General features: G+C 58.1%; 7 protein-coding genes, 1 tRNA gene and 1 pseudogene. 5 read left to right on the top strand and 4 right to left on the bottom strand.

The window, feature by feature from the left end; translation table 11 throughout:
- The 5 genes from M0974_RS16835 to M0974_RS16815 form a co-directional block, all read left to right on the top strand.
- Window positions 1-651 (top strand): helix-hairpin-helix domain-containing protein (locus tag M0974_RS16835; RefSeq protein ID WP_297839020.1); only part of this gene is annotated, 651 nt, incomplete at its 5' end.
- A gap of 105 nt (window positions 652-756) precedes the next feature.
- The gene (gene pgsA, locus M0974_RS16830) at window positions 757-1371 is read left to right on the top strand and encodes a CDP-diacylglycerol--glycerol-3-phosphate 3-phosphatidyltransferase (RefSeq protein WP_297839021.1); all 615 of its coding nucleotides are present in this window, start codon (window positions 757-759) and stop codon (window positions 1369-1371) included.
- An 86-nt stretch (window positions 1372-1457) separates the two neighbouring features.
- A tRNA-Gly gene (locus M0974_RS16825) sits at window positions 1458-1533 on the top strand.
- Window positions 1534-1772: 239 nt separating this feature from the next.
- Entirely contained in the window at window positions 1773-3137 is a 1365-nt protein-coding gene (locus M0974_RS16820) for an LLM class flavin-dependent oxidoreductase (RefSeq protein ID WP_297839018.1), read from the top strand.
- A 79-nt stretch (window positions 3138-3216) separates the two neighbouring features.
- Window positions 3217-4254, top strand: a complete 1038-nt coding sequence (locus tag M0974_RS16815; protein ID WP_297839016.1) for an NADP(H)-dependent aldo-keto reductase — start codon at window positions 3217-3219, stop codon at window positions 4252-4254.
- 310 nt (window positions 4255-4564) lie between these two features.
- Here the strand turns inward: M0974_RS16815 and M0974_RS16810 are convergent, their stop codons facing one another.
- The 4 genes and pseudogenes from M0974_RS16810 to M0974_RS16795 all read right to left on the bottom strand — a co-directional run.
- Window positions 4565-5752: an acyl-CoA dehydrogenase family protein gene (locus tag M0974_RS16810; RefSeq protein ID WP_297839013.1), complete on the bottom strand. Its 1188-nt coding sequence runs from the start codon at window positions 5750-5752 to the stop codon at window positions 4565-4567.
- Between the two features lie 125 nt (window positions 5753-5877).
- Window positions 5878-6561, bottom strand: coding sequence for a peroxiredoxin-like family protein (locus M0974_RS16805; protein WP_297839012.1), 684 nt, complete (start codon window positions 6559-6561; stop codon window positions 5878-5880).
- Window positions 6558-7922, bottom strand: a complete 1365-nt coding sequence (locus M0974_RS16800) for an LLM class flavin-dependent oxidoreductase (protein ID WP_297839009.1) — start codon at window positions 7920-7922, stop codon at window positions 6558-6560. The genes M0974_RS16805 and M0974_RS16800 overlap by 4 nt, the downstream gene beginning before the upstream one ends.
- Before the next feature lie 36 nt (window positions 7923-7958).
- Window positions 7959-8288 (bottom strand): annotated as a pseudogene (locus M0974_RS16795) (aliphatic sulfonates ABC transporter substrate-binding protein); the annotation flags it as partial.

The raw sequence follows: 8288 nt of genomic DNA, 5'->3' as shown, positions 1-8288 counted from the left end.
TGCTTCGACATTAGCCACACGATGGGTGAGGCGACTGTGGCCTCCTGCGTGGTGTTCGGTCCGGAAGGGCCTGAGAAATCCCATTACCGCCGCTTCAATATTGCCGGCATCACGCCGGGCGACGACTACGCCGCCATGCATCAGGCGCTGACCCGGCGCTTCCGCAAAGTTGCCGACGGCGAAGGAGCCAAGCCGGATGTATTGCTGATCGATGGCGGCAACGGACAGGTCGCCCAAGCTATGGACGTGCTAAGCGAGCTTGGCGTGACCGGCATCGAGGTAGTCGGCGTGGCCAAGGGACCGGGCCGACGTGCGGGCGAGGAAACGCTGGTGCTGGCGCGCAAGGTGGCCGGCAGTCTTGGACGTGAACTGCATCCGGGATCATCATCACCAGCGCTGCACCTGGTCGCGGCCGTGCGCGACGAAGCACATCGCTTTGCCATCAGTGGCCATCGCAAGCGGCGCGAAAAGACGCGCGAGCGCAGTGTGCTGGAGGACGTGCCAGGTATTGGCGCGCGGCGGCGTTCGGCGCTGCTCAAGGCCTTCGGCGGTCTGTCCGGCGTCGAAGGCGCGGGGGTCGAGGAGCTGATGTCGGTCAAGGGTATCGATCGCGGTCTGGCCGAGCGCATTTACGCCAGCCTGCATGCCTGATCGGCATGCTGTTTATTCACTTTCATTTGGCAGTCTGAAGTTTTTGTTCATCCGCTGACTTCCCACCATGCGACACTGCGGCAAACCATTGGACCTTTCATGCGCATCAACCTGCCCACCTGGCTGACCCTCTTCCGCGTCGCGTTGCTGCCGGTGATGGTCGCGGTGTTTTACATGCCATTTCCGGGACACAACATCACGGCGGCGATCGTCTTCGTGCTGGCGGCGATTACCGACTGGCTGGACGGTTTTCTGGCGCGGCGGATGAATTTGACCTCGGCCTTCGGTGCGTTTCTCGATCCGGTCGCTGACAAGCTGATGGTGGCGGTGACGCTGTTTCTGCTGGTGGAGTCCGACCCCACCAGCGGCTGGTCGAGCATCCTGCTGGCACTGACCTCGGCGGTGATCGTGGGGCGCGAGATCAGCGTGTCGGCATTGCGCGAATGGATGGCTGAAATCGGCATGAGTGCCACGGTGAAGGTGGCCTTTGTCGGCAAGCTCAAGACCATCATGCAGATGGTCGCGCTGGTCGTTTTGATCGTGCAGCACGAGAAAGAAGCCACTGCGCTGCGGCTGTATCACATCGGCGAAGGTTTGCTGGTGATCGCCGGCATTCTCACCATCTGGTCGGGCGTGTATTACCTGCGCGCGGCGTGGCCGATACTTCGCGGAGATATGCCAGTGCCCCCGCAGCGTAACCCTCCTGATCGTGAGGCGTGAGCTTCATGGCGCGACTTGGCTGAAGCCTGATTGGTTGTGCAGGGGTTGACGATCCCGGTTCACGTATTAGAATGCGCGGCTGCAGTGCGGGAATAGCTCAGTTGGTAGAGCACGACCTTGCCAAGGTCGGGGTCGCGAGTTCGAGTCTCGTTTCCCGCTCCATTTGTATAAAAACGCCGCTCAATGAGCGGCGTTTTTTTGTGTGCGTTTTTTGTTCAGGTTACGCGTAAATCTGTAGGAGCCAACAAATTGGTTTCTACAGATTTTTATATAAGAACAAATATTTAATAACATAAATCTATATTAGGTTAGAGCTTACAGGCATTTCACAAGCTCGCTCTCAGCGTTTATGTTCATCCCCACGGTCGGCCGCAGAGCCTTCAATCATTGGGGAGAAAAACATGGCAGAGCAACGGCAACTCAGGTTTGGCGCGATTCTTACGGGCGTTGGTACCTCGCAAAACGATTGGCTGCACCCAGAGATTCCTGGCGATGCCAGCGTAGATATCGACTGGTATCGCAAGCAGGCGCAGCGGGCGGAAGCGGCGAAGTTCGATTTGGTGTTCATCGTCGATAGCCCTTACATCACTCCCGACTCCGCCCCCCATTACCTCAACCGCCTGGAACCACTGACGCTTTTGTCCGCGGTGGCAGGCGCGACTTCGAAGATTGGCCTGGTGGCAACCTTAACCACGTCCTACACCGAACCCTTCAACGTTGCGCGGCAGTTCGCCTCGCTGGACCTGATCAGCAGCGGCCGTGCCGGTTGGAACGTGGTCACTACCGGCCTGGAAGGCGCAGCGGGTAACTTTGGTCGTGAGGAACATATCGATCACACTGACCGCTATCGCCGCGCTCGTGAACATCTGCAAGTGGTGCAAGGTCTGTGGGACACCTACGAAGACGACGCCTTCCCACGCGACAAGCAGAGTCGGACCTTTCTCGACACACAGCGTCAGCATCGTCTTGATCATCACGGCGAGTTTTTTTCAGTCACCGGGCCGCTGAACATCGCGCGTTCGCGTCAGGGCCAACCAGTGATTTTTCAGGCGGGTATCTCCGAGTCCGGCCGCGACCTGGCGGCGAATTTTGCCGAAGGCATTTTTGCGGGTGTGGACAATTTCGAAGATGCCCAGGCCTATTATCAAGACGTAAAAAAACGCGCCGCTGCGGCTGGCCGAAACCCTGACCATGTGGTGATTTTGCCGGGGATTACCCCGATCATTGCCGATACTGACGAACAGGCTAGACAGATCGAGCGCGATTTGCACGGCGAACTGGACTTGGGCAAAGCACTGGTGCAGTTGGGTCGTCCGTTTAACTATCATGACTTCAGTCAGTACCCGCTGGACGAACCATTCCCGGAGCTGGGCGACCTTGGTAGCAATGGCTATCGCGGTCATGCAGAACACATCAAAAATACATCGCGTGAACAAGGCCTGACCCTGCGCCAGGCGGCGCTGCGTTTTGCCACCCGTTATTCAAACTTTGTTGGGTCGCCGCAGACAGTGGCCAATGAAATCGAGCGTTGGTTCGTCGAGGGCGCGGTGGATGGTTTCAATCTCAGGATCAGTGCGCCGAGCGAGTTCGCGCTGTTTGTCGATAAGGTTCTGCCCATCCTGCGCGAGCGCGGCCTGTTTCGCAGCGAGTACACTCATGACACGTTGAGGGGCCATTTAGGGCTGCCGGTACCGACCAATAGGCACAGTAAAAAGGCCGTTGAGATTGAAAAAAGACTGGCGTCATCGGCCTTGGAAGGTGCTTGATAGTCACTGAAATAGTTACCGAATTTTTCGAGCGCCCCCTCAGGGCGCTTTTTTATATCTGAACCCTACGGAGTTATCGATGGAGTTTCGTTCACTGGGCAAGACCGACATCAAGGTCAGCGCCATCGCGTTAGGCACCATGACCTGGGGCGAGCAAAACACCGCAGAAGAAGCCTTCGCACAGATTCGTCAGTCGAAGGATGCCGGGATCAACTTTCTCGACACCGCCGAGATGTACCCGGTACCGCCAGGCGGTGAAACCTACGCAGAGACTGAGCGCATTATCGGTCAGTACTTCAAGAAGTACGGCGACCGCAGTGACTGGGTGCTGGCCAGTAAGGTAGCTGGGCCCGGCCGCATGGATCACATTCGCGACGGTAACCCACGGCTCAACCGTACCAACATTGTTGCCGCGCTAGAGGCCAGCCTCAAACGCTTGAATACCGATTATCTGGACCTGTATCAACTGCACTGGCCAGACCGTAAAACCAATTTTTTTGGCGTGCTGGGTTACAACCATGATGCGGACGACCAACCGGTCGAGATCGAAGAAACCTTGTCGGTATTAGACGATCTGGTGAAAGAGGGCAAGATCCGTCATTTCGGTCTGTCCAACGAAACCCCGTGGGGCACCCAGCGTTTTCTGCACCTGGCGGAAAATGGCAACCTGCCGCGCGCGGTGTCGATCCAGAACCCCTACAACTTGCTTAACCGCACGTTTGAAATCGGCCTGGCAGAAATCGCGATTCGTGAGCAGATCGGTTTGCTGGCCTACTCGCCACTGGCTTTCGGTGTGTTGGCAGGTAAGTACCTGAATGGCGCTCGTCCAGCCACTGGGCGGTTGACGTTGTTTGAGCGTTTCCAACGCTACAACAACCCACAAGTCGACAGCGCCAGCGCTGCCTATGTAGCACTGGCCCAAGAACACGGTCTGGACCCAGCGCAAATGGCATTGGCCTATGTCACCAGCCGACCGTTCGTGACCAGCAACATCATCGGCGCCACCACCTTGGAACAATTAACCAGCAACCTGGCGAGTGCCGACCTGACCTTGTCCGACGAAGTGCTCGCAGGCATCGAAGCCATCCACGTGCGCCAACCAAACCCGGCTCCTTGATGGTCCTCTCTATAGCCCGCGTGTTGGCGAGCCAGGCACCGTGGTCGGTCTGAATGACCGCGGTGCTGCATCCGCGAACAAGTTCGCTCCCACAGAATCGCAGGGCTGCTGAAGTCTTTGTGCTGAGCTAAAACCCTGTGGGACCGAACTTGTTCGGGAGGCGGGCAGCGCGGTCTGTCTGGGATACCGTGTCGTTTCCTTCGCCAACAAGTTCGCTCCTACAGAGTCTCGGCCAGACGCTGAACCGACGGTAATCCCCGATCCTGTAGAGCCAACTTGTTGGCGAGGCACGCCCCGCGGTGTTTCTGGATTATTGCTTCTGACGCTGAGCAAAAACTGCCTTGCCAACGCCGGTTAATACCACGTCGTTTTGCGGCGTATGTATTCGTCCGCAGAGCACGTTACGGTAGTGTCGTTGCAGCGGATTCTTGCGCGACAAGCCGGGATTTCCTGCCGCTTCAATGGCCAGTTCCACAGCACGAATGGCATTGCTGGTGACTAAATATTTAATTTGCGCAGCATGCTTCGCCGGGGTCAGGCCATTGGCTGCAGCGTCCAACAGGTTCTGGTTCGCGAACAACAACGTGTCGATGTGGCCTACGGTTTCCTGAAAGCGCGGTAGCGTTGACAGCGACGCGCCGAGGTTGGACGGCGCGCGCTGCTCCAGCCATTCCACGAACCAGTCCCGCGCCGAGTGTGCGATGGCGTCATACACCGAGGACAACAGCACCGACATCCACAACAACCCCGTCGCATCCAGTTCGGATTGCGGCGCGCTCCAGGGGCTGACACTCACCGCATGTCGCAACGGCACCAGCACGTCGTCGAAGATCACTTCATGGCTGCACGTCGCGCGCATGCCCAAATGGTCCCAGTCCTCGACGATACGAATGCCGGCCGTGTCCTTGGGCACCAACCAGGCGCCCACCAATGGGTCGTCATCGTCACTGCGCGCCCAGACACTGAACCACGTCAGGCCATGGCTGCCAGTGGAGTAGATTTTGCTGCCGCTGATGCGCCAACCTTCTGCGGTACGCCGAGCAATCGTCGCGGGCAGACCGCCGCGTGCCGGCGTGCCAAGATCCGGCTCGACGCGCAACGCATTGATCAGCGCGCCATCACGCACTGCGTCTTGGGCAACCCGTCTGCGCAAATCATCAGGCCAGCTTTTACTGTCTTGCAGGCGCGAATGTTGGAGGTACTGCATTACCAGAATCAGTGCAGTAGAGGGTTCGCCTTTGGCCACCGCACTGATGACCTGCTGCGCCCGGACCAGATCGACCCCCGCACCGCCAAGAGCCGTCGGCACGGTCAACGCCAGCAGCCCATGCTCATGCAGCAAACGGAAGTTGTCGTGTGGGAAGGCGCCGCTCTCATCGTAGTGTTCGGCTGTATCAGCCAGTGTGGCGCTGAGTAAAGCCAGGCGAGTGCTAAACGCTTCGGCGCTCTCGCCCTCAACGTGAGAAGCCAACGATGGGCGAAGGGTAGAAAGGCTCATCAGTGAATCCTTTATGGTTGACTGCCCGAGGCAGTGGATAGCGAGGCAGTCAATAGAGTGTGCCCTGACGGTCCTACAGCGCCGCAATCTCGATTGAACAGCGCTGGGTTATTAGTCGTCAACAATCAGATCGCAATCGGCAGCGCGTGATTGGCTAAAGCCGCTTTTACCGCCGCAATGATTGGCCCCGCTTCGGTACGCACCAGCCAATCCGGGCTGACCTCGGCGAACGTCACCAATCCATTGCCATCGATTACCACCACGGTCGGCTGCGGCAGCTCCCAGGTTCCGGTGCCGGTAATTTCGCCGATGCCGCCGCCGCGCTGGGTCGAGGCAGCGCGGGACGCCTCGTCGAAGCTGTAGAGAATCCCCAGGCGGCGCCCGAGTGCGTTGTCTTTGTCGGTCGCGACGTGAAACTCAAGCTGATGACGCTGCTTGATCCCGATGAGTTTTTCCGGCACCTGCGGGCTAATCGCTACCAGAGGCACGCCCAGTTCTTTGAGTGTCGGGAACAGTCGACGATGGTAATAGGGCAGGGCGATATTGCACGCCGGGCAGCCTTCGAATCGGAAGAAAATCAACACTGCTGGGCCGTTAGTTATCAGCTGTTCGCGGCTCAGGGTGCCACCTTCTACGTCGAGCAGTTCAAACGGCTCGATGCGGTCGCCGGCCTTGACGAAGGCTTTATGGTCGGCTGTTTCCAGCAGATGTCGGCGCTGATCAATGTTCACTTGGAGCTTTTCCGGCGCCCAGTTGGCAACCCGTTCAGCGTGCAAATCGGCCAAGAGTTTATTCAGGGACTCGCTCATGCCAGCACCTCATGCTTGGCGTGGCTGGAACCCTGCGTGTCGGATGTCTGCGGCGCGTAGCGATTGACAGGCACCTCAAGCCCCAGATGTTCACGTAGCGTCGAGCCGCTGTAGTCCTTGCGGAACAACCCGCGCTGTTGCAGCACCGGCACCACCAGTTCGGTGAAGTACTGCAAGCCATCGGGCAGTATCGGGTTGATGATGAACCCATCAGACGCACCGCCTTCAAACCAGGCTTGGATGGCGTCCGCAACCTGCTCAGGCGTGCCCACGAAATCCCGATTTGGACGTGAGAAATACAGCGCTACGTCCCGCAGGCTCAGGTGATTTTCCTTGGCCAACTGCTTGATCCGATCGGAGCTGCCACGGTGACTGTTGGAACCCAGATCGCCTACGTCGGGGAAGGGGGCGTCAAGGTCATGTGCAGTGAAGTCGTAATCGTTGAAAGGACGACCCAGCGCGACAATGGCGTCCTCGATGCTAATCAGTTTCACTGCCTGTTGATAACGCTCTTCGACCTCCGCTTCATCACGTCCAACAATCGGTCGGATACCCGGCAGAATCGCCAGGTTTTCAGCATCACGACCAAAGGCTTTGGCGCGTTTTTTCAGGTCGTGGTAATACGCTTGGGCTTCTTCAAATGATTCGGCACCGACAAAGATCGCGTCCGAGTTCTGGGCGGCAAAGGCACGCCCGTCTTCGGAAGTCCCAGCCTGGAAAATCACCGGTTGACCTTGCTTCGAGCGGGAAATATTCAGCGGACCCTTGACTGAGAAAAACTCGCCCTTGTGGTTCAGAGCATGCAGTTTGCCAGGGGTGAAGAATTCGCCGGTCTGTTTGTTGGCGGCGAAGGCGTCATCTTCCCAAGAGTCCCACAGGCCCTTGACCACGTTCACGTGTTCTTTGGCAATGCGGTAACGCACCGGATGTGGCGGGTGTTCAGCCTTGCCGAAGTTGTCGGCCGTGCCGCTGAGCCAAGAAGTGACAACGTTCCAACCGGCCCTGCCGCCGCTGATGTGGTCCAGCGATGCAAACTGCCGAGCAACCTGGAAGGGTTCTGTGTAGCTAACGGTGACGGTTGCCACCAGCCCGATGTGTTCGGTGACCGCCGCCAATGCAGACAGAATCGTCAGCGGCTCAAAGCGGTTGAGGTAATGCGGGCTGGATTTTTCATGAATGTGCAGGCTGTCGGCAATAAAGACAAAGTCGAATTTTCCCGCTTCTGCCACCTGTGCAAAATGCTTGTACAGGCCGAAATTGATGCTGCCATTCGTCTGCGCGTTTGGGTGGCGCCATTCGCCCCAGCCGTGGCCGACGCCGGTAACCAAGACGCCGAGTTTCAATTGACGGGTGTTGCTCATGATCGTTCTCTCCTGCACCGATTATTGGGTTAGTCGCTAGTGGGCTGCTTGAGTGAGCTGGGCGCGTGCGGCGTTAAAGCTTTTATCGAAGCCTTGTGAGACGTCGATGTGCTTGGTCAAAATGCCTTCTTCCTGGTAGATGTCAGCGGTGGACTGCAGGCCCTTGATCACGCTGTCGTCGATGTCGACGCGGTTCATCTTTGTTGCCTTTGCAGCGGCGAGGTGCACCTCCAGCGGCAAGCCGGTGACCTTGGCTTGAGCTGCGGCGTACTCCTCGGGGTGGTTGTTGGCCCAGATATAGGCGCGTTCGATACGCGCGACGAAATCTTCGAGTTGCGGGCGCTTGTCGGCGATGGCCTTGCTGGT

This window comes from Pseudomonas sp., assembly GCF_026224925.1.
GTDB lineage: Bacteria > Pseudomonadota > Gammaproteobacteria > Pseudomonadales > Pseudomonadaceae > Aquipseudomonas.
This window is presented reverse-complemented; position numbering and strand designations above follow the sequence as displayed.

Excerpts from the sequence above, each read along its gene's own strand:
- M0974_RS16815 (WP_297839016.1), top strand. The coding sequence starts at position 3,217 with ATGGAGTTTCGTTCACTGGGCAAGACCGACATCAAGGTCAGCGCCATC.
- M0974_RS16810 (WP_297839013.1), bottom strand. The coding sequence starts at position 5,752 with ATGAGCCTTTCTACCCTTCGCCCATCGTTGGCTTCTCACGTTGAGGGC.
- M0974_RS16820 (WP_297839018.1), top strand. The coding sequence starts at position 1,773 with ATGGCAGAGCAACGGCAACTCAGGTTTGGCGCGATTCTTACGGGCGTT.
- M0974_RS16805 (WP_297839012.1), bottom strand. The coding sequence starts at position 6,561 with ATGAGCGAGTCCCTGAATAAACTCTTGGCCGATTTGCACGCTGAACGG.
- M0974_RS16800 (WP_297839009.1), bottom strand. The coding sequence starts at position 7,922 with ATGAGCAACACCCGTCAATTGAAACTCGGCGTCTTGGTTACCGGCGTC.